22 protein-coding genes and 2 pseudogenes are annotated in these 17,974 nt (G+C 71.5%); 10 read left to right on the top strand and 14 right to left on the bottom strand.

Annotated features, from left to right (window positions below; genetic code table 11):
• Positions 1-658: 658 nt before the first annotated feature.
• On the bottom strand, positions 659-1,222 hold the full coding sequence (locus ACGFNV_RS00815; protein ID WP_393618271.1) for a hypothetical protein: 564 nt from the start codon (positions 1,220-1,222) through the stop codon (positions 659-661).
• Here ACGFNV_RS00815 and ACGFNV_RS00810 point away from each other — a divergent pair.
• Positions 1,214-1,468, top strand: a pseudogene (locus tag ACGFNV_RS00810) (transposase); the annotation flags it as partial. The gene ACGFNV_RS00815 and the pseudogene ACGFNV_RS00810 overlap by 9 nt on opposite strands.
• Before the next feature lie 181 nt (positions 1,469-1,649).
• Positions 1,650-1,935 (top strand): annotated as a pseudogene (locus tag ACGFNV_RS00805) (NAD-binding protein); the annotation flags it as partial.
• 93 nt (positions 1,936-2,028) lie between these two features.
• Here ACGFNV_RS00805 and ACGFNV_RS00800 read toward each other — a convergent pair.
• Positions 2,029-2,181 (bottom strand): hypothetical protein, encoded by a 153-nt coding sequence (locus tag ACGFNV_RS00800; RefSeq protein ID WP_393618269.1) that lies wholly within the window; start codon positions 2,179-2,181, stop codon positions 2,029-2,031.
• Positions 2,182-2,360: 179 nt separating this feature from the next.
• Between ACGFNV_RS00800 and ACGFNV_RS00795 the strand changes: the two genes are divergently transcribed.
• Genes ACGFNV_RS00795 through ACGFNV_RS00775 form a run of 5 tightly spaced genes read left to right on the top strand, consistent with a single transcriptional unit; the run spans position 2,361 to position 6,516 of the window.
• Positions 2,361-2,762, top strand: coding sequence for a DUF2795 domain-containing protein (locus ACGFNV_RS00795; protein WP_393618267.1), 402 nt, complete (start codon positions 2,361-2,363; stop codon positions 2,760-2,762).
• 23 nt (positions 2,763-2,785) lie between these two features.
• Positions 2,786-3,193: a CBS domain-containing protein gene (locus ACGFNV_RS00790; protein WP_393619949.1), complete on the top strand. Its 408-nt coding sequence runs from the start codon at positions 2,786-2,788 to the stop codon at positions 3,191-3,193.
• Entirely contained in the window at positions 3,190-3,846 is a 657-nt protein-coding gene (locus ACGFNV_RS00785; protein WP_393618265.1) for a diguanylate cyclase, read from the top strand. The genes ACGFNV_RS00790 and ACGFNV_RS00785 overlap by 4 nt, the downstream gene beginning before the upstream one ends.
• A 19-nt stretch (positions 3,847-3,865) precedes the next feature.
• The gene (locus ACGFNV_RS00780; protein WP_393618263.1) at positions 3,866-4,408 is read left to right on the top strand and encodes a type 1 glutamine amidotransferase domain-containing protein; all 543 of its coding nucleotides are present in this window, start codon (positions 3,866-3,868) and stop codon (positions 4,406-4,408) included.
• Positions 4,408-6,516 (top strand): catalase, encoded by a 2,109-nt coding sequence (locus ACGFNV_RS00775; protein WP_393618261.1) that lies wholly within the window; start codon positions 4,408-4,410, stop codon positions 6,514-6,516. Before ACGFNV_RS00780 ends, ACGFNV_RS00775 begins: the two co-directional genes overlap by 1 nt.
• A 65-nt stretch (positions 6,517-6,581) precedes the next feature.
• On the opposite strand, the gene ACGFNV_RS00770 is transcribed toward ACGFNV_RS00775, so the two are convergent.
• Entirely contained in the window at positions 6,582-6,911 is a 330-nt protein-coding gene (locus ACGFNV_RS00770; RefSeq protein WP_393618260.1) for a DUF6158 family protein, read from the bottom strand.
• A gap of 56 nt (positions 6,912-6,967) precedes the next feature.
• Between ACGFNV_RS00770 and ACGFNV_RS00765 the strand changes: the two genes are divergently transcribed.
• Complete coding sequence (locus ACGFNV_RS00765; RefSeq protein ID WP_393618258.1) at positions 6,968-8,071, top strand: Vms1/Ankzf1 family peptidyl-tRNA hydrolase; 1,104 nt, start codon at positions 6,968-6,970, stop codon at positions 8,069-8,071.
• A 117-nt stretch (positions 8,072-8,188) separates the two neighbouring features.
• Here the strand turns inward: ACGFNV_RS00765 and ACGFNV_RS00760 are convergent, their stop codons facing one another.
• Positions 8,189-9,808 carry an ABC-F family ATP-binding cassette domain-containing protein gene (locus tag ACGFNV_RS00760; RefSeq protein ID WP_393618257.1) on the bottom strand — a complete coding sequence of 540 codons (1,620 nt, stop codon included), beginning with the start codon at positions 9,806-9,808 and terminating at the stop codon, positions 8,189-8,191.
• 41 nt (positions 9,809-9,849) lie between these two features.
• Positions 9,850-10,506, bottom strand: a complete 657-nt coding sequence (locus ACGFNV_RS00755; protein WP_393618255.1) for a histidine phosphatase family protein — start codon at positions 10,504-10,506, stop codon at positions 9,850-9,852.
• A 92-nt stretch (positions 10,507-10,598) separates the two neighbouring features.
• Here ACGFNV_RS00755 and ACGFNV_RS00750 point away from each other — a divergent pair, with 92 nt between their 5' ends.
• Positions 10,599-12,092, top strand: a complete 1,494-nt coding sequence (locus tag ACGFNV_RS00750) for a bifunctional phosphatase PAP2/diacylglycerol kinase family protein (protein WP_393618253.1) — start codon at positions 10,599-10,601, stop codon at positions 12,090-12,092.
• Between the two features lie 121 nt (positions 12,093-12,213).
• Positions 12,214-13,029: a class I SAM-dependent methyltransferase gene (locus ACGFNV_RS00745; RefSeq protein WP_393618252.1), complete on the top strand. Its 816-nt coding sequence runs from the start codon at positions 12,214-12,216 to the stop codon at positions 13,027-13,029.
• A gap of 12 nt (positions 13,030-13,041) precedes the next feature.
• On the opposite strand, the gene ACGFNV_RS00740 is transcribed toward ACGFNV_RS00745, so the two are convergent.
• Genes ACGFNV_RS00740 through ACGFNV_RS00700 form a run of 9 tightly spaced genes read right to left on the bottom strand, consistent with a single transcriptional unit; the run spans position 13,042 to position 17,950 of the window.
• Entirely contained in the window at positions 13,042-13,326 is a 285-nt protein-coding gene (locus tag ACGFNV_RS00740; protein ID WP_133925918.1) for a gas vesicle protein K, read from the bottom strand.
• A gap of 1 nt (position 13,327) precedes the next feature.
• Positions 13,328-13,510: a gas vesicle protein gene (locus tag ACGFNV_RS00735; protein WP_133925919.1), complete on the bottom strand. Its 183-nt coding sequence runs from the start codon at positions 13,508-13,510 to the stop codon at positions 13,328-13,330.
• Positions 13,507-14,289: a GvpL/GvpF family gas vesicle protein gene (locus ACGFNV_RS00730; RefSeq protein WP_393618250.1), complete on the bottom strand. Its 783-nt coding sequence runs from the start codon at positions 14,287-14,289 to the stop codon at positions 13,507-13,509. Before ACGFNV_RS00730 ends, ACGFNV_RS00735 begins: the two co-directional genes overlap by 4 nt.
• Positions 14,286-14,660 (bottom strand): gas vesicle protein, encoded by a 375-nt coding sequence (locus tag ACGFNV_RS00725; protein WP_393618248.1) that lies wholly within the window; start codon positions 14,658-14,660, stop codon positions 14,286-14,288. The genes ACGFNV_RS00730 and ACGFNV_RS00725 overlap by 4 nt, the downstream gene beginning before the upstream one ends.
• Entirely contained in the window at positions 14,657-15,811 is a 1,155-nt protein-coding gene (locus tag ACGFNV_RS00720; protein WP_393619947.1) for an SRPBCC family protein, read from the bottom strand. The genes ACGFNV_RS00725 and ACGFNV_RS00720 overlap by 4 nt, the downstream gene beginning before the upstream one ends.
• Complete coding sequence (locus ACGFNV_RS00715; RefSeq protein WP_393618246.1) at positions 15,811-16,485, bottom strand: DNA primase; 675 nt, start codon at positions 16,483-16,485, stop codon at positions 15,811-15,813. The genes ACGFNV_RS00720 and ACGFNV_RS00715 overlap by 1 nt, the downstream gene beginning before the upstream one ends.
• Positions 16,482-16,745, bottom strand: coding sequence for a gas vesicle protein GvpG (locus tag ACGFNV_RS00710; RefSeq protein WP_393618244.1), 264 nt, complete (start codon positions 16,743-16,745; stop codon positions 16,482-16,484). The genes ACGFNV_RS00715 and ACGFNV_RS00710 overlap by 4 nt, the downstream gene beginning before the upstream one ends.
• Before the next feature lie 6 nt (positions 16,746-16,751).
• Complete coding sequence (locus ACGFNV_RS00705; RefSeq protein ID WP_393618242.1) at positions 16,752-17,516, bottom strand: GvpL/GvpF family gas vesicle protein; 765 nt, start codon at positions 17,514-17,516, stop codon at positions 16,752-16,754.
• Entirely contained in the window at positions 17,513-17,950 is a 438-nt protein-coding gene (locus ACGFNV_RS00700) for a gas vesicle structural protein GvpA (protein ID WP_133925926.1), read from the bottom strand. The genes ACGFNV_RS00705 and ACGFNV_RS00700 overlap by 4 nt, the downstream gene beginning before the upstream one ends.
• Positions 17,951-17,974 lie beyond the last annotated feature (24 nt).

The following is a 17,974-nucleotide window of genomic DNA, read 5'->3' as shown; positions in this document are numbered from 1 at the left end:
TCGCCCAACGTGCGGGAATACCGGCTGTGCACCCGCGCCGACTCGCGACCGCAGTCCGGACACGCCACCGTCAATTCGCGGGTACGAGCAGCGATGCGGACCGTGCCGCCCGCCACCCACACCTGTTCCACCCGCACCGTGTCCAGGTGCGGAGACACCGTTCGTACGGGGTCGTCACACTCGCTGACACTGCCGCTATCTGTGACGGGGGGTCACCGGCGCACGGTGACACATCCCGGCTTCACGAAAATCTTGCCAGGGCCACGTCACCTGTACGCCGACACCCCGACCTGCTTGGACACCGTCAGCACCGCCGCGGTATTTGGTCGGGTACTCGGCACGGTGCTACAGCACCAGCCGGACGGCTCGGGCCCTCAGCTCGGGATCCACCTTCTTCGGCATGACATGCATCCTTCCAACTCAGAAAGATGCGGCGTCAAACCGGCCCCTACCTGGTCCACGCCGAGTCTCCATCAGAGCGTGGCCCTGCGGTCTTCTGCTGTTCACCTCGGCGAGGACTTCGCCGGCATCTACGGGCCCGAAACACCCGCACGCAGTTGGAGGCCGCGCTCAAGCCGGCCGGTCACAAGCGGGGCATCCCGGCCGAGGCCGAGCGGCTCCGTGGGTGTCTTCCGCGCCGACTAGAGCTGTCCCGCAACTACTGATCGGGGCGGACGCCCCGGACATGTGCGATCACGTCTGGTTGGCCCAGGCTGGCACGGTTGATCCGGCCTGGGCCTCGGATCACGCCGTCTGCGGCCAGTCGTTTCCGCAGTGCGTCGGGTGCCAGAGGGGTCTCGAAGCCCTCACTGAGGCCTCGCCCCGTATCTGCGTACTCGTAGCGGACCGCGTACATCCTTCCCGCGTGATGCCATTCGCAGCGGACCAGAGGGCGCGCGAGGACTGACTCGAACCACTCTGCTGCTCTGTTCGCCAGCTCTGTAGGTCCGCCTGCGGCTTCGAAGGTGAACTCACTCGCGGTCTGCAGGATGGTGAAGTCCTGGTTGTGGAGTTTGCCACCACGGACGACGGAGCCGTCGAAGTGGGCGCCCACTGTCAGAACTCCCCGGTTGCGTTGCGGGTCACTGATGTCCAGATAGACGATCAGCTGGCCGTTGGAGGTGTTCGTCGATGGCAGCACGACAGTATCGAGCGGGTCCACCAGCCAGGAGCCCGCTCGTTCGGCCAGAACGTCCACGAACGAGCGTTGCGCATCGACCACCTCGGGCCCATGCTCGCTGTTCAGCCCCGCAAGCGGTTCGCCAAGGACACGGTGCTGATCGTGGACGGCACTCTCGTGCCCACCCGCGATCACACCGTGGCCGCGCAGTCGAAGAACTACCGCTACTCCACCAATCACCAGGTTGTCATCGACGCCGCGACCCGCCTGATCGTCGTGGTCGGACGGCCTCTGTCCGGAAACCGCAACGACTGCAAACCATGGGAGGAATCCGGCGCCAAAGCCGCCTCGGCGTGGGCGCGCGCCTTGTAGGCCGTGGCCGGGGCGGACGCCTCAGGGGTGCCGCACGGCCCACGGCCGGGCCGTTCAGCCACCGGCCGCGACCGCGGGCGGCGGCGGTCGACCGTCTCGTCTCCGCGGGCGGGCGCGGTGCGGGAGGCGTCGCGGAGGCGGTGGCCGACGCCACGTCGGCCCGCACGGCGCCGGGCATACCCTCAAGGCCGCGAACCACCTGGTCGTCGCCGTCAACATCCAGTGGCCGGCCGAGGCCGTCGTCTTCCTGGAGAAGGCGGGAGCCGATCTCACGGCCGCGCTGAGGGTCCTCGGCTGAGGGTCGCGGAGGCCTGGCCGGCTCAAGCGTCCTGAGCCGCAAGAAGGACAATCCGCTGGACCGGCACCGCACCCCCGGCTCCCGCGTCGACCTCCCTCACAAGGACCTGGGCATCGTCACCGCCACGGCCCGCGACACCGGTGCCGATGGCAGGTACCCGTACGCGCACTGAACCGACCGGTGCGGTTCAGCAACCGGGGTCGCGCGACCGCCCCGACGACCGCGTGTTCATCACCGTTCATTCAGCGGTGGGCCGCGCCAGGGACGGCGCGGGAGGCGTCGCCTCCTCCCCGGCGGGTTTCTCGGCCGGCAGCAGCATCTCCTCGTAGCGGCCCAGTGCCAGCACGACGCCGAGCATCAGGACCGGTGTGATCATGGCGAGCAGCTCCATCGTCCGTCCTTCCCCAGGAGGTCCGTGGGGGGGTGTGAGCCGGGTCTCCCTCGATCGGTCCGGCAAACCCCGGGTTGCGTCCGTACGGGGGACACCGTGCCGATCCGGCCGGTAATCCCGGTGTCGGCGTCCACTCCTCGGGTACGCGGTGGCCCACCCCCGAAGCTCTGGAGGGAGAAATGCAGCGAGGCAGCGACCGGCTGAGCGTCCACCGGGACGAGGAGATGAAGCACGAACTGCAGGGGCTGCTCAGGTCTGGGCACCCCACGCGGACGGAGGAGTGGCACGACCCTGAGCCGACCGCCGACGACGATCCGGAGGTGTGGCGCGGCCCCGTGGCGCCGGGGAGCTCGCACGCCTCCCTGGAGTCGGTGCGTCTGGAGCTGGCCCGTGTGCTGGGCCGCAGCTCCTTCCCGGCGAGCCCGGGCGAGCTGACCGGCGTCCTGCGCAGCAAGAACGCTCCGGACGAGATGGTCGACGCGGTGCGGGACCTGCCGCGTTCGGCGCGCTACCCCAATGTCCAGGCCCTGGCGGAGGCGCTCACGGCGTCCGGCCGGGGCGGGCAGGAGGGCTCGCGGTGAGGACGGAGTCCGTGCGCGACGTCATGACCCCGGGCGTGATCACCGTGCGTCCGGGCGCCTCGCTCGTCGAGGCGGCCCAGCTGATGCGGGCGCGGGACATCGGCGACGTCCTCGTCGCCGACGACTGGCGGGTCGTCGGGGTGCTCACCGACCGTGACATCACGGTGCGCGCGGTGGCCGAGGGCGTCGACCCGCTGGCGGTGTCCGCGGAGGCCGTGTGCAGCCCGCACCCGGTCGTGGTCGGCCCGGACGACTCCGCGGCCGCGGCGGTGCAGCTGATGCGGCAGCACGCGGTACGGCGGTTGCCGGTCATCGAGGACGGCCGGCCCGTCGGCATCGTCAGCCTGGGCGACCTGGCACTGGCGCGGGACCCGGACTCGGCGCTCGCCGACATCAGCCGGGCCGGCGCGGACAGCCGGGGCCGCGCATGAGGCGGGACCAGGCCGCCGAGATCGCGGCGACCGGCACCAAGGTCGACGTCGGCGACGCCACGACGCGCTATCTGCTCTACGGGCTGCTGCCCAGCTGGTTCGTGCCGGGGCTCGCCGACTGGGCGATGCACCGGCGCACCCGGATCGAGGAGACGGCGGGGACGAAGGAGTCCCTGATCCACTCGCTGATGATGGCGGAGGTCGGTCTCCCGATCGCGCTCACCCTGCGCTACGAGGTCAACCCCCTGCTGCTGTCGTTGCAGCTGGCGGGGGCCGCGACGCACGAGGCGACCGCGCTGTGGGACGTACGCACGGCCGTGCGGAGCGAGCGCGAGGTCAAGCCGATCGAGCAGCACATCCACAGTTTCCTGGAGTCGCTGCCGTTCGCCGCCCTGGCCTCGCTGATGTGCCTGCACGCCGACCAGGTGAAGTCGCTGGCGCGCGGCGGACGGGGCGATCGGGACGCATGGCGTCTGGTGCCGCGTCGACGGCCGCTGTCGCCCGGGTATCTCGCGGGGATCGCGGTGGCGATCGGCACGTGTGTGGCCCTGCCGTACGGCGAGGAGCTGCTGCGTTGCCTGCGCGCCGCGCGCAGCAAGAAGAAGCACGCCAAGGACGACGCGGCCCGTTGGCGTGCACCGCAAGGCCGATGACCGAAAGGACGTGAAGAACATGCGCATCGCATTCCTGGTGGCCCCCGAGGGCGTCGAACAGGTCGAACTCACCGATCCCTGGCACGCCGCGAAGGACGCGGGCCACCAACCGGTGCTGGTGTCCACGCAGCCGGGCGAGATCCAGGCCTTCAACCACCTGGACAAGGCGGACACGTTCCCCGTGGACGAGGTCGTCGGCGAGGCGTCGGCCGAGTCGTTCGGCGGGCTGGTGCTGCCGGGCGGGGTGGCGAACCCGGACTTCCTGCGCGCCGACGAGAAGGCCGTCGCGTTCGTGCAGGCCTTCTTCGAGCAGGGCCGCCCGGTCGCCGCGATCTGCCACGCCCCGTGGACGCTGGTCGAGGCGGACGTCGTACGGGGCCGGGTGCTGACCTCGTGGCCGAGCCTCAAGACGGACATCCGCAACGCGGGCGGCTCCTGGGTGGACGAGCAGGTGCAGATCTGCGACCACGGGCCGAACAAGCTGGTCACCAGCCGCAAGCCGGACGACCTGAAGGCGTTCTGCGAGGCGTTCCTCGACGTCTTCGCACGGGAGGGCGCTTGATGACTGCTCCGGACGAGCACAAGCAGGAGCAACGCGAGGACCACCGGGCGGCCGATCCGGCCGGCGGGCCGCTGACCACCGACCAGGGTGTGGTGGTCGACCACACCGACGACTCGCTGGCCGCCGGCGAGCGTGGCCCGACGCTGATGGAGGACTTCCACTTCCGGGAGAAGCTCACCCGCTTCGACCACGAGCGGATCCCGGAACGGGTGGTGCACGCCCGGGGCGCGGGTGCGTACGGCTACTTCGAACCGTACGAGTCCTGCGCGGAGTTCACCCGTGCCGCCTTCCTCCAGGACCCCTCGGTGCGCACGCCGGTGTTCGTGCGGTTCTCCACGGTGCAGGGGCCGAAGGGCTCGGCGGACACCGTGCGGGACGTGCGCGGCTTCGCGACCAAGTTCTACACCTCGGAGGGCAATTACGACCTGGTCGGGAACAACTTCCCGGTCTTCTTCATCCAGGACGGCATCAAGTTCCCCGACTTCGTGCACGCGGTGAAGCCGGAGCCGCACAACGACATCCCCACCGGTGCGTCCGCGCACGACTCGCTGTGGGACTTCGTGTCGCTCCAGCCGGAGACGCTGCACGCGATCATGTGGCTGATGTCGGACCGGGCGATCCCGCGCAGCTACCGCATGATGCAGGGCTTCGGCGTGCACACCTTCCGCTTCGTGAACGCGGAGGGGAAGGGCACGTTCGTGAAGTTCCACTGGAAGCCCAAGCTGGGTGTGCACTCGCTGGTGTGGGACGAGGCACAGGAGTGTCAGGGCCGCGACCCGGACTTCAACCGGCGTGACCTGTGGGACGCGATCGAGGCCGGTGAGTATCCGGAGTGGGAGCTCGGCGTCCAACTGGTGCCGGAGGAGGACGAGTTCTCCTTCGACTTCGACCTGCTCGACGCGACGAAGATCATCCCGGAGGAGCAGGTGCCGGTGCGGCCGATCGGCCGGATGGTGCTGAACCGCAACCCGGAGAACTTCTTCGCGGAGACCGAGCAGGTCGCCTTCCACACCGCGAACGTGGTGCCCGGCATCGACTTCACCAATGACCCGCTGCTCCAGGCCCGCAACTTCTCCTACCTGGACACGCAGCTGATCCGGCTGGGCGGCCCCAACTTCGCCCAGCTGCCCGTGAACCGGCCGGTGGCGCCGGTCCGCAACAACCAGCGCGACGGCTACCACCAGAGCACGATCCACCGGGGCACGAACTACTTCCCCAACTCCCTGGGCGGTGGCTGCCCGGCGCACGCGGGCGGCGACCCCGAGGCCTACCGGCACTACGCCGAGCGGGTCGACGGCCGCAAGATCAGGCAGCGCAGCGAGAGCTTCAAGGACCACCACAGCCAGGCGGCGCTGTTCTGGAACAGCATGGCGGACTGGGAGAAGCAGCACATCGTCGAGGCGTTCCGCTTCGAGCTGGGCAAGGTCGACGCACGGACGGTACGGGCCCGTACGGTCGAGGAACTGGCCAAGGTGGACGGTGAGTTGGCCGCCGCGGTGGCCCGGGGCGTCGGGGTGCCGGAGCCCTCCGGGAGTCAGGCGGCGCACAAGCTCGCCTCCCCCGCCCTCAGTCTGGACGCGGAGTCACTGCACGGGGACGGCTCCATCCGTACCCGGCAGATCGCGGTGCTCGTCAGCGACGGGGTGGACGCCGAACAGGTCACCTCGGTGCGCGAGGCGCTGGCCGCGGAGGGGGCGATCGTGGAGGCGCTGGCGGACACGGACGGCACCGTGACGGGCGCCGACGGTGAGACGTATGCCGTCGACCGCGCGCTGCCGACCGTCGCCTCCGTGCTCTACGACGCCGTCCTGGTGCCCGGCGGTCCGGTGGACACTCCGCCGACGGCGGTCGATCCGGACGCCATGCGCTTCGTACGGGACGCCTACCGGCACGGCAAGCCGGTGGCGGCGCTCGGCTCCGGTGTGCGTGTGGTGGCGGCGCTGGAGCCCGAGGGGCTCGCAGTGTCGACCGAGTTCCACCGGGCGGTGAGCGACCGGGGTGTCGTGACGGACACCTCGCCGGGGGCGGCGAGCGCGGAGTTCATCCAGGCGTTCGTGGACGCGATCGCCCAGCACCGGCACTGGGACCGGCCGCCGGTGCGCGGCTGACCACGGGCACCACCACGACGGCCATCGGGCCACACCGGCTCGTACGGCGTGCGGCCCCGGCGGGATCACTTCCCGCCGGGGCCGTTCGTCGCTCCCTGACCGCCGGTGCCCCGGCCCCATTTGCCCACCAGTTCGTGCTGTTCCCTGCCGCGTTCGCGGGCGCCCTCGCGGGTGCGGCCCTGGGCTACGAAGCGGCGCGGGTTGCGGCGCAGGTACTCGCCCTCCAGTTGCGCCATGCGCTCGTTGTGGGCCCGCAACGCGTCGTTCGAGCCGTGCAGGAGGGTGTCGTGGCGTGTGCGGTGGATCGTCTCCAGCTCTTTCATGAGCTGCTGGTCGTCCAGCCGGTCGGGGTCGACTCCGGTCATCGCGATGTCCCGCTCGTCGTGTTCGTTCATGCTCTTCGGGTACCCGCCCGGGAGCACTACCCACGAGCGGCATCCGGGAGGGAGCCATGGATCTCGCTTTTCTGCATCCACTGTACGAACAATCCGGCCCTTGGGCCTCTGTATACGTCGACACCTCCCACCACACGGAGAGCACCCCCCACGAACGACATCTCACCGCCGCCGCGCTGGCCCGGGAACTGGCCGACCAGGGCGCCGACGACGCCACCTGCCGGGCGGTGCAGGACGCCGTGGAGGAACTGCGGCACTCCCCCGAGCCACACGGGCGGGCCCTGTTCGCCCGGGCGGGCCAGGTGGTCCTGGACCCGCCGCTGGCCAAGGCCCCCCAGGGCAGCTGGGCGCAGTGGGCGCCGCTGCCCAGGGTCACCCCGCTGCTGGACCTGGCCGACCAGGAACCGATCTGCGTGGTGGCCTACGTCGACCGCAGGGGCGCCGACTTCGAGCTGCGCAGCGCGCTGGGCAGCCAGAAGGCCGGGTCGGTCACCGGACGGCAGTGGCCCGTGCACCGCACGTCCACGACCGACTGGTCGGAGCGGCACTTCCAGCTGAAGGTGGAGAACACCTGGGAGCACAACGCGGTGGAGATCGCCGACGCGCTCACCGTCTGCCAGGAGGAGACGCGGGCCGACCTGCTGATCCTGGTCGGCGACGACCGTGAGCGACGGTCCGTGCACGATCGGCTGCCGCAGCGGCTGCACGACCGCGTGGTCGAGCTGACCCACGGCACCGGCAGCAGGCTCCTCGACGAGGAGGTGGAGCAGGCCCGCGCCGAGCATGTGCGCCGGCGGACAGAGGCCGAACTGGAGCGGTTCCTGGCCGCCCGCGCCCCGGACGCCGAGGGGCAGGCCGGTGCGGTGGAGGGCGTGCCCGCGCTGGTCGAGGCGGCGCGTGAGCACCGTATCGACGAGTTGTTGATCCGCACGGACGGCCCGGACGCGCACCGGGAGGTGTGGATCGGGGAAGAACCGGACCAGCTCGCCGTACGCCGTACGGAGCTGAAGGCCCTCGGCGAGCAGAACTCCTGGGCGGCCCGCGCGGACGACGCGCTGGTGCGGTCCGCTGTGGCCACGGATGCCCAGGCCCTCGCGGTGCCCACGGCGGCCGAGGAGGCGCCGGTGGGCGGCCTGGGGGCGCTGCTGCGCTGGAAGTAATGGTGCCCAGCGTGCCCGGCCGCGGGTTCGTCGTGGCTGGTCGCGCCCGCGCGGCGGAGCCGCATATGTGCACCGCCCGCGCCCCTGCAGGGGCGCGGGCGGTGCAGGGCGAAGGTGCTAGCGGGCCCGTTCCACGCGGCGTTCGTCCCACACCGGCTCCGGGGTTTCCCGGACCCGGCCGTCGCTGCCGAAGACCAGGTAGCGGTCGAAGGAGCGGGCGAACCAGCGGTCGTGGGTGACGGCGAGGACCGTGCCCTCGAAGGCCTCCAGGCCCTCCTGGAGTGCCTCGGCGGACTCCAGGTCGAGGTTGTCGGTCGGCTCGTCGAGGAGCAGGGCGGTGACCCCCTGGAGTTCGAGCAGCAGGATCTGGAAGCGGGCCTGCTGGCCGCCGGAGAGGCGGTCGAAGCTCTGCTCGGCCTGCTGGGTCAGCTCGTAGCGGCGCAGCCGGGACATGGCCGCGCCCCGGTCCTGGGCGTGTTCCTTCCAGAGGATGTCGAGGAGGGTGCGGCCCTCCAGCTCGGGGTGCGCGTGGGTCTGGGCGAAGTGCCCGGGCACGACGCGCGCCCCGAGCTTCCACTGTCCCGTGTGCGCCACGTCGTCGCCGGCGAGCAGACGCAGGAAGTGCGACTTGCCGGAGCCGTTGGAGCCGAGGACGGCGACGCGTTCGCCGTAGAAGACCTCCAGGTCGAAGGGTTTCATCAGGCCGGTCAGCTCGAGGCTCTCGCAGGTGACGGCGCGGACGCCGGTGCGGCCGCCCTTGAGGCGCATCTTGATGTCCTGCTCGCGCGGCGGTTCCGGCGGCGGTCCGGCCTCCTCGAACTTGCGCAGGCGGGTCTGCGCCGCCGCGTAGCGGGACGCCATGTCCGGGCTGATGGAGGCCGCCTGACGGAGGTTCAGCACCAGCTTCTTCAGCTGCGCGTGCTTCTCGTCCCAGCGCTTGCGCAACTCCTCGAAGCGGGCGAAGCGTTCCCGGCGGGCGTCGTGGAAGGTGGCGAAGCCACCGCCGTGCACCCAGGCGTCGGCACCGGCGGGGCCGGGTTCCACCGAGACGATCTTCTCGGCGGCGCGGGCGAGGAGTTCGCGGTCGTGGGAGACGAACAGGACCGTCTTGCGGGTCTCCTTCAGCCGCTCCTCCAGCCACCGCTTGCCGGGCACGTCGAGGTAGTTGTCGGGCTCGTCGAGCAGCAGCACCTCGTCGGTGCCGCGCAGCAGCGCCTCCAGCACCAGCCGCTTCTGCTCACCGCCGGAGAGGGTGCGGACCTCCCGGAACTGCGCCTTGTCGTACGGCACCCCGAGCGCGGCCATGGTGCACATGTCCCACAGCGTCTCCGCCTCGTACCCGCGTGCCTCGGCCCAGTCGGACAGCGCCTGCGCGTACCGCATCTGGGCGGCCTCGTCGTCGACGGTCATGATGGCGTGCTCGGCCTCGTCGACGGCCTTCGCGGCCTCGCGGATGCGGGGCGGCGCGACGGACGCGAGCAGGTCGCGCACGGTCGTCTCGTCCCGTACGGATCCCACGAACTGGCGCATCACGCCGAGCCCGCCGCTCACGGTGACGGTGCCGCCGTGCGGTTTCAGTTCGCCGGAGATCAGGCGCAGCAGGGTCGTCTTGCCGGCGCCGTTGGGTCCGACGAGCGCCACGACGGCGCCTTCGCCCACCCGGAACGACACATCGCCGAGCAGGGCCCTCCCGTCGGGGAGGTAGTACTCGAGGTGCGCGGCTTCCAGATGTCCCATGAAACGCATTCTGAAGGCGCCGGGACCGGCCGGGCAAACTCTTATCGGCTGGTGTCCAGCGGCCGTCCCGCCGGGCCGCCCTCGCCTGCGGGGGCGACGGTCGCACCGGCCCACGACAGGGCCTTCCAGCCGTCGGACGGCGAGCCCTCCAGGACCACGACGCCGGTGTTGTCGAGGCGGTGGGCGGCGGCGAAGGGCACGTCGACGTTGTCCGCGCGGGCGGCCGACCACATGCGGATCGCCGCGCCGTGGCTGACCATGGCGACCGTGGTGGCCCCGCTCGCGGCGGCCTCCGCGACGACGGAGTCGTAGCGCGCGAGGACCTCGGCGCCGCTCTCCCCGCCCGGCATCCGCAGCGCGGTGTCCCCGGCCGCCCAGGCGAACACGGTCCGCATGTAGAGCTCGCCCCGCTCCGACTCGCCGGGCTGCATCTCCAGGTCGCCCGCGGAGATCTCCCTGATGCCGTCGCGGACGAGGACGTCGAGGCCGCGGGCGGCGGCCAGCGGGGCGGCGGTGAGCTGGGTGCGGATCAGGGTGGAGGCGTAGAGGGCCTCGATGTCCTCACCGGCGAGGGCCTCGGGGAGCTTCGCGGCCTGCTGTTCGCCGAGGGTGGTCAGGCCCGGGCCGGGCACGGCGGTGTCCAGGAGGTAGTCCACGTTCGTGGGGGTCTGGCCGTGGCGGACGAGCAGCAGGCGCATGCGGTGTTCCTCCGTGCGGTCGACGCTCCGGGCATGACGCGGGGACGTGAAGCCCGGACAAGGAGTGGCCGCTTCAGGGTACCCGCGACGCCATGAGCCCTGATGTCGACCTCACCGTCCCGAAACCCGGACCGCACCCCTTTCGTCACCGCCTGCTCGCCCTGGACAACCAGGTGTTCGAGTTCGCCGCCGAGCGCCGCTGGCCCGGTGCCGAGCGCGTGCTGCCACGGCTGAGCCGGAGCGCGAACCACGGGGTGCTCTGGTTCGCGACGGCGGCCGCGATGGCGGCGGTCCGCACGCCCCGGGCCCGTCGGGCGGCCGCCCGCGGGCTCGCCTCCCTCAGCCTGGCCTCGCTCACCATCAACACCCTCGGCAAGCGCTCGGTGCGCCGCCCCCGGCCCGTCCTGGACCCGGTGCCGATGGCGCGCCGGCTGAGGCGGCAGCCGATCACCACGTCGTTCCCCTCGGGGCACTCGGCGTCGGCGGCGGCCTTCGCGGCCGGTGTGGCCCTGGAGTCCCCGGCCTGGGGCGCGGTGGTGGCTCCGGTGGCGTTCTCGGTGGCGATGTCCCGTGTCTACACGGGCGTGCACTTCCCGAGCGACGTCCTCACGGGGGCCGCTCTGGGCGCGGGCGCCGCGTTCGCCGTACGGGCCCTGGTGCCGACCCGTGCCCAGGCCGCCCCGCCGGCCCGGCCCCGCACCGAGGTGCCGGCGCTGCCCGACGGAGCGGGTCTGGTGGTCGTCGCCAACACCGGCGCGGGCACCGCCGACCGGGTGCGGGCGCTGCGCGACGCGCTGCCGCTGGCGGAGGTCGTGGAGTGCGAACCACGGGACGTGCGGGCCGAGTTGGAGAAGGCGGCGGCCCGTGCCCGGGTGCTCGGTGCGTGCGGGGGCGACGGCACGGTGAACACGGCCGCCGAGGTCGCCCTGCGCACCGGGCTGCCGCTGGCCGTCGTGCCGGGCGGCACCCTCAACCACTTCGCCCTCGACCTGAGCGTGGAGGACGTGCGGGACCTGGCCCGGGCCGTGCGGGGCGGCGAGGGCGTGCGGGTGGACGTGGGCCGGTTCACCTGCGGGGCCCGGCAGGGCGTCTTCCTCAACACGTGCAGCCTGGGCGTGTATCCGGAGCTGGTGCGCGAGCGGGAGCGCTGGTCGGGGCGGATCGGGGGCTGGCCGGCCGGGGTACTGGCGGCGCTGCGGGTGCTGCGCGCCGACCGTCATCCGCTGGAGGCCGAAGTGGGCGGCCGCGCCCACCCGTTGTGGCTGCTGTTCGCGGGCAACGGCACGTACCACCGCATGGGTCTCGCCCCCGGTCGCCGGATCGATCTGGCGGACGGGAAGCTCGACGTCCGGGTGGTGCACGGCGGGCGCCGGCCCGCGCTGCGGCTGTTCGCGGCCGCCGTCGCGGGTCCGCTGACCCGCTCCCCCGTGCACGCGGCGGTCCAGGTCGGCCGGCTCCGGCTCAACGACGTGGCGCCCGGCACTCTCCTCGCGCACGACGGCGAAGTCACCGAGGTGCGGGGCGAGGTGACGCTGGAGAAGCTGCCGCAGGCGCTGACGGTGTACCGGCCCCTCCCCCGGGGCTGACATTTCGTCAGTCCATATCGCGAAACAAATGGTCTCAGCATGCGGCCACCAGCGTACCGTGGAGCAGTCGCCCCGGGCTCCCCGGAGTCCGGGGTCCCGGTACGAGGAGAAGGGCACAGCCATGCCGGAAGCGCGGGAGACCGCCGTCTACACGCACGGGCACCACGAGTCCGTACTGCGGTCGCACACCTGGCGGACGGCCGCCAACTCGGCGGCCTACCTGCTCGGCTCGCTCAAGCCCCACATGAAGATCCTGGACGTCGGCTGCGGCCCGGGCACCATCACGGCCGACCTGGCCGCCCTGGTGCCCGAGGGACACGTCACCGGCGTCGACCGAGCGGAGGGGATCCTCGACCGGGCGCGGGCCACGGCCGAAGAACGCGGCCTGACGAACGTCGGCTTCGCGGTCGCCGACGTCCACGCCCTGGACTTCCCCGACGACACGTTCTGCGTGGTCCACGCCCACCAGGTGCTCCAGCACGTCGGCGACCCGGTGCGGGCGCTGCGCGAGATGCGGCGGGTCACCAGGCCCGGCGGGATCGTCGCGGTCCGCGACTCGGACTACGCGGCGATGACCTGGTACCCGGAGTCGACGGGCATGGACGACTGGCTGGACCTGTACCGCCGGGTGGCCCGCGCCAACGGCGGCGAACCCGACGCCGGACGCCGGCTGAGGTCATGGGCGCTGGCGGCCGGGTTCACCGACGTCACGGCCACCTCCAGCACCTGGACGTTCGCCACGGCCGAGGAGCGGGAGTGGTGGAGCGGGCTGTGGGCCGACCGCACTCTGGCGTCGGAGTACGCGCGGCGGGCCACGGAGGGCGGGCACGCGAGCGAGGAGCGGCTGCGGGCCGTGTCGCGGGCCTGGCGGGAGTGGGGGCGGCACGATGACGGCTGGTTCAGCGTCCTGCACGGAGAGGTCCTCTGCCGGAAGTAGCCCTTACGAGCCTCATTCCCGGGGGAGCAGGGGCCCGAGCGGCCCGAGGTCCAGGTTCAGGTCCTCGGGCCGCAGGCCGTAGCGCTCGCGCAGCTCGGTCATGCGGTCGTCGAGCAGCATCAGCGTGAGCCCGATCCGCTCCTCCTGCTCCTCGGACAGGTCGCCCGTGTCGAACCGGCGCAGCGCCTGCCGTTCCATCAGCTGACGCAGCAGCTCCACGACGGTGAGGACGAGTTTGACGAGATCGCGCTCCACCGTGTCGGGTTCGAGGTCCAGTCGGTTGCGGCGCTCGGTCATGTCAATCCCCCCACGGCGACGGCACCTGCTCGTTCACCGAGCTGATCAGCGCGTTCAGGTCGATGCGGACGAGGTCGACGTCCGCGATGCGCAGGGTGATGTCCCCCGTGATGACGACGCCGCCGGCCAGCAGCCGGTCGAGCAGGTCCACGAGGGCGACCTCACGGCGTTCGACGACGGTCACTCTTGCGCGCCTTCCGTGACTTCTCCCGCGAAGGAGTACGCGGCCCAGGGACCGGTGAGTTCCACGCGCAGCCCGGAGGCCTCGGCCCTCGGGTCGTCCTTGGTGCGGTCCACCAGTTCCACGAACTCCTCGGAATACCGCCGCGGCACCAGATAGGCGGCGTTGAGCACGTTCCGCCCGGAGGCCCCGGACAGAGCGGCGTTCTGCGGTGCGTGCAGCTTGGCCGCCTCGGCGTACGCGGACAGCGTCTCGTGCAGGCGGGTCGCGAACTCCTCCGCCTTCTGCCACTGGTCCTCGTGCGCCCGCGCGCGCTGCCTGCGCTGCAGCAGGTAGTCCCGGCCCGAGGCCGCCTTCCCGGCCGGCTGCTCGGCCGGCTCGGACTCCGGTTCGGCGTACACCTTGACGCCCCACTCGACCCGTCCCTCCAGCCGGTCGAGGGTGCGCCGGAACTCCTCCTCGCGCGCCTCGATCATCACCCGGACGCCGCTGTCGTCCCGGAAGACTGTGCCGAGCCGCAGCGGCAGCGGGGTGGTGACGACGGTGAGGGCGTCGATCACGCCCTGGTGGGCCCTGGCGGTCTCGGACAGCCAGTCGAGGTCCTCCAGATGGGCGTGGAGCGGCTCCTCCGCGAAGTCGCGCTCGGGCACATGGCTGACCACGGCGATCAGTCCGTGGTGGGGCAGCAGCTTGGGCGGGGCGCCGGCCACGCCCGTCAGCTCGGCCTGCAGCGGCGCACCGAGGGGGCGGCAGACGGCGTACACGTACCGCAGTCCCGTCATGGGGCCTCCTTCTTCTCGGCCGTCTCGGTCTCCTCGGCCTTGTCGGCCCTCTCGGTGCGGCCGGCCTCCAACTGGTCCAGCCGGGCGAGGCGCTCACGCAGTTCGGCGTTCTCGCGGGCGAGTTCGTCGCGGCGGGCGCGGGAGGACAGCGCGGGGTCGGTCTCCCACCAGTCGATGCCCATCTCCTTCGCCTTGTCTACGGAGGCGACGATGAGCCTGAGCTTGACGGTGAGGAGTTCGATGTCGAGCAGGTTGATGCGGATGTCGCCCGCGATGACGATCCCCTTGTCGAGCACGCGCTCCAGGATGTCGGCGAGATTGGAGCCGCTGCTCGGACCGTAGGGGTCCGGCATTCTGCTGGGCATGCTCATCGCCGGCTCCCGGCGTCGGCGTACTCGTCCTCATCCTCGGACTCGTACTCCTCCTCCGGCTCTTCCCCTTCTTCCGCTTCTTCCGTCTCTTCCGCTTCTCCCTCCGGCGCCTCTTCCTCGTCGTACTCGTCGGTCTCCTCGCTCTCGTCCTCCGCGTAGGGGCCTTCCTCCTCCTCGCCCTCGTACTCCTCCTCGTCCTCCTCGGGTGCTTCCTCGTCCCGGGCCTCGGAGTCCTCCTGCTCCTCTTCCTCCGCCGCCAGGGCGTCCTCGTGGCTCTGGACGACCTCGCCGTCGCGGATCTCGCCGCGCCAGCCTTCCTCCGCCTCGCCCTTGAGCGTGATGTGGCGGGCGAAGTTCTTCAGGTCGAGCCGGGCACGGCGTCCCTGGGCGCGCCAGATGTTGCCGGTCTTCTCGAAGAACCCCGAGGGGTAGTACTCGATGACCAGCAGGACGCGGGTGAGGCTGTCGGCGAGCCGGTGGAAGGAGACGACGCCGCGCGTGGTGCCCTTGGCGCCCTCCGACGTCCAGCAGATCCGGTCGTCGGGGATCTGCTCGGTGGTCTTGCCCTTCCAGCTGCGGTTGGACCAGAACACCTTCAGCTGCCAGTCGGACTGGGTGTCGTCGGCGCGGTTCGCGCTCTTGACGCCCTTGGCGAAGGTGCTGAAGTCCTGGTACTGGGTCCACTGGTCGTAGGCGGTCCGCAGGTCCACGCCGACGTCCACGGACTCCATGATGACGGTCGGTTTCTGGCCCCCGCCGCCCTTGCGCTTGCCCTTGCCGCCGCCGCCGAGATTCTTGAGCGCGCCCATCGCCTTGTCCTTCATGTGGGAGGCGCCGGTCTCCGCCGCCGCGCGCAGCGGCCCCTTGCCCTCTACGAGCTTGCGGCCGCCGTCGAGGGCGAGCTTGGCGAAGCCCGGGCTCTTGCCCTCGGCGATGTCGTTGAGCTTGACCGTGGTCTCGCCGAGTTTGCGACCCGCGCCGACCAGCACCCGCTGGGCCTGCGCGGCGAGGTACTCCTGCACCTCCGCCTTGAGCCGGTCGGCCGCCTCGCTCTGGGCGAGGCCGGTGAGCGGGTTGTTCGTCGCCGCGCCGGTCGCCTTTCCGGTGGCCTTGCCGGCCGCGTTCTGTGCGTTTCCGAGGGTCTCGGTCATCATTCACCACCGCCCTTCGGCAGTCGCCCGCCGGCCCGGCGGGCTCCGCCGCGTGCCGCCGCGGTCTTCCTGCCGGCCGTCTTCTTCGCGGTGGTCTTCTTGGCCGCCGCCTTCTTGGCCGGGGCCTTGCCCGCCGCCGACTTCTTCGCGGGAGCCTTCTTCGCGGGCGCCTTCTTGGCGGCCTTCTTCGCCGCCTCCTCGCGCGGCGGCTCCGGCTCCTCCTCGTCCTCCTCCGGCTCCTCCTCGTCCTCGGCGGTCGCCTCCTCCTCCTGCGGTTCCTCGTCCTCCTCGGTCTCGTCCTCGGCCGTCGCCTCCTCCGGCTCCTCCTCGTCCTCGGAGTCCTGCGCGCCCGGCACCACGCCCGCCAGCTGGTCACGGACCTGGCCGGTACGGCCGTGCAGCCGGTCGGCGAGCGCGGTCATCTGCCGTTCGACCATGGCGCCCGATGCCGCTTTGCCGACCCCGCTCAGGTCCTGCTTCAGCTGGTCGCCGATCTCCTTGAACTGCGGGTTGTTCGCCAGTTGCTGGGAGACCAGGTCCGCGATGCCCTTCGGGGTCAGGTTCAGCTTCTTGCCGGCCACGAGGGAACCCACCGCCATGGCCAGCTTCATCTTCTTGGTACGTCCGAGAACGTATCCGGCCCCTATCGCGAGGCCCAGTCCCATTCGGTTCATCGTGCCGTCCCCTCGCCTGTTCCCGCGCCACCGCCCAAGCCGACCTCCAGCCGGTCGAGCAACTCGTCCTCCTGGCGGTCGAACTCGTCCTCGTCGATCTCGCCGGCTTCCAACCGCTCTTCCAGGCGGGCGAGTTCAGCCCGGACGGTGGCGGGGTCGTAGTAGATCCGTTCCGCCTCGCTCAGCACCTGTCTGATCGCCCAGGCGCTGCCGCGCACCGGTGCGAAGGGCAGCAGCAGCACCTCCGAGATCAGCCCCATGGCCACTCACTCCTCCGCGGTGTCCGCGCCGGCCGTGGTGCCCGCGGGCTCGGCGGGGCCGGGCTCGACGAAGCTGTACGGGGGCAGCGGACCGTTGACCTTCAGTTCGAGGTGGGGGTGGCCCTTGCGGAGCTGCTCCACCGCGGCGAGGAAGTTCTCGGCGGTGTCGCGCTCCACCAGGAACGACACGTTGGCGAGCCAGCCCGTGGACTCGGGGCCGACGCTCACCGCGGCGGCGGCCGGCTCCAGGGTGTGCTGCACGTCGACCGCGTCGTCGGCCTCGCGGGCCTTGACCGCGGACGCCACCATCTCGCCGAGCCGCAGCCGGTCCTCGTAGGTGCCGCCGCCCGCCTTGCGGTTGGCCTCCGCCAGGGACCGCAGTTCCGGGCTCTCCGACATCACGCGGTGCAGCACGGCCTGCTCGTCGTGGGTGGCCTTGACGTTGTACTCGACCTTGCCGTCCAGCGTGCGCAGGCGCTCCAGGTAGTGCTCGGCGCGTTCGCCCAGCACTCCGGTGACCGTGCCGTCGTCCGGGGCGACGCTGCCGAACCGCATGGGCAGCACGCAGCCGCCCCCGCCCGCCTCGGCGAGCACGTTCTGGTGGGCCAGCAGTTCCTTGCGCTTGGGCCGCAGCCCCTCGGGGGCGTCACTGACGACGGCCGCCAGCTCACCCTCCTTCAGGATGCGCACGGGGAGCTCGCTCACCCCGCCCATGCCCTCGGGCAGCGACGGGTGGGAAGCGGCTGTGATGCCGTAGACGTACGTGCTCACTCCTCGTCCTCCTTCCGGCGCGACGCCGTGGACTTGCGGGTCCGCGGCCTGGACTCCGACCTGGACTCGGTCTGGCCCTCCTCACGTGCCTGCTTGAAGGCGCCGGATATGGTCTCGGCGGCACCGGACAGCGCCCCCTTGGACTTGCCGCGCGCACCGGACTCGGTGATCTCGCCGACGAGGTCGGGCAGGCCCGGGTCCTTGCGGGGGCCGGCCTCCAGGTCGAGACGGTTGCACGCCTCGGCGAAGCGCAGGTAGGTGTCGACGCTGGCCACGACGACCCGTACGTCGATCTTCAGGATCTCGATGCCGACGAGGGAGACTCGCACGAACGCGTCAATGACCAGCCCCCTGTCGAGGACGAGCTCCAGAACGTCGTAGAGGCCGCTGGAGCCGCCTCCGCCGCCGGTCTGCTGTGCCGGGACTACGGTCATGCCGACCGTGCCTCCTTCTCTGTG

The organism is Streptomyces sp. NPDC048751 (assembly GCF_043198595.1).
In the GTDB taxonomy this organism is placed as follows: domain Bacteria; phylum Actinomycetota; class Actinomycetes; order Streptomycetales; family Streptomycetaceae; genus Streptomyces.
This window is presented reverse-complemented; position numbering and strand designations above follow the sequence as displayed.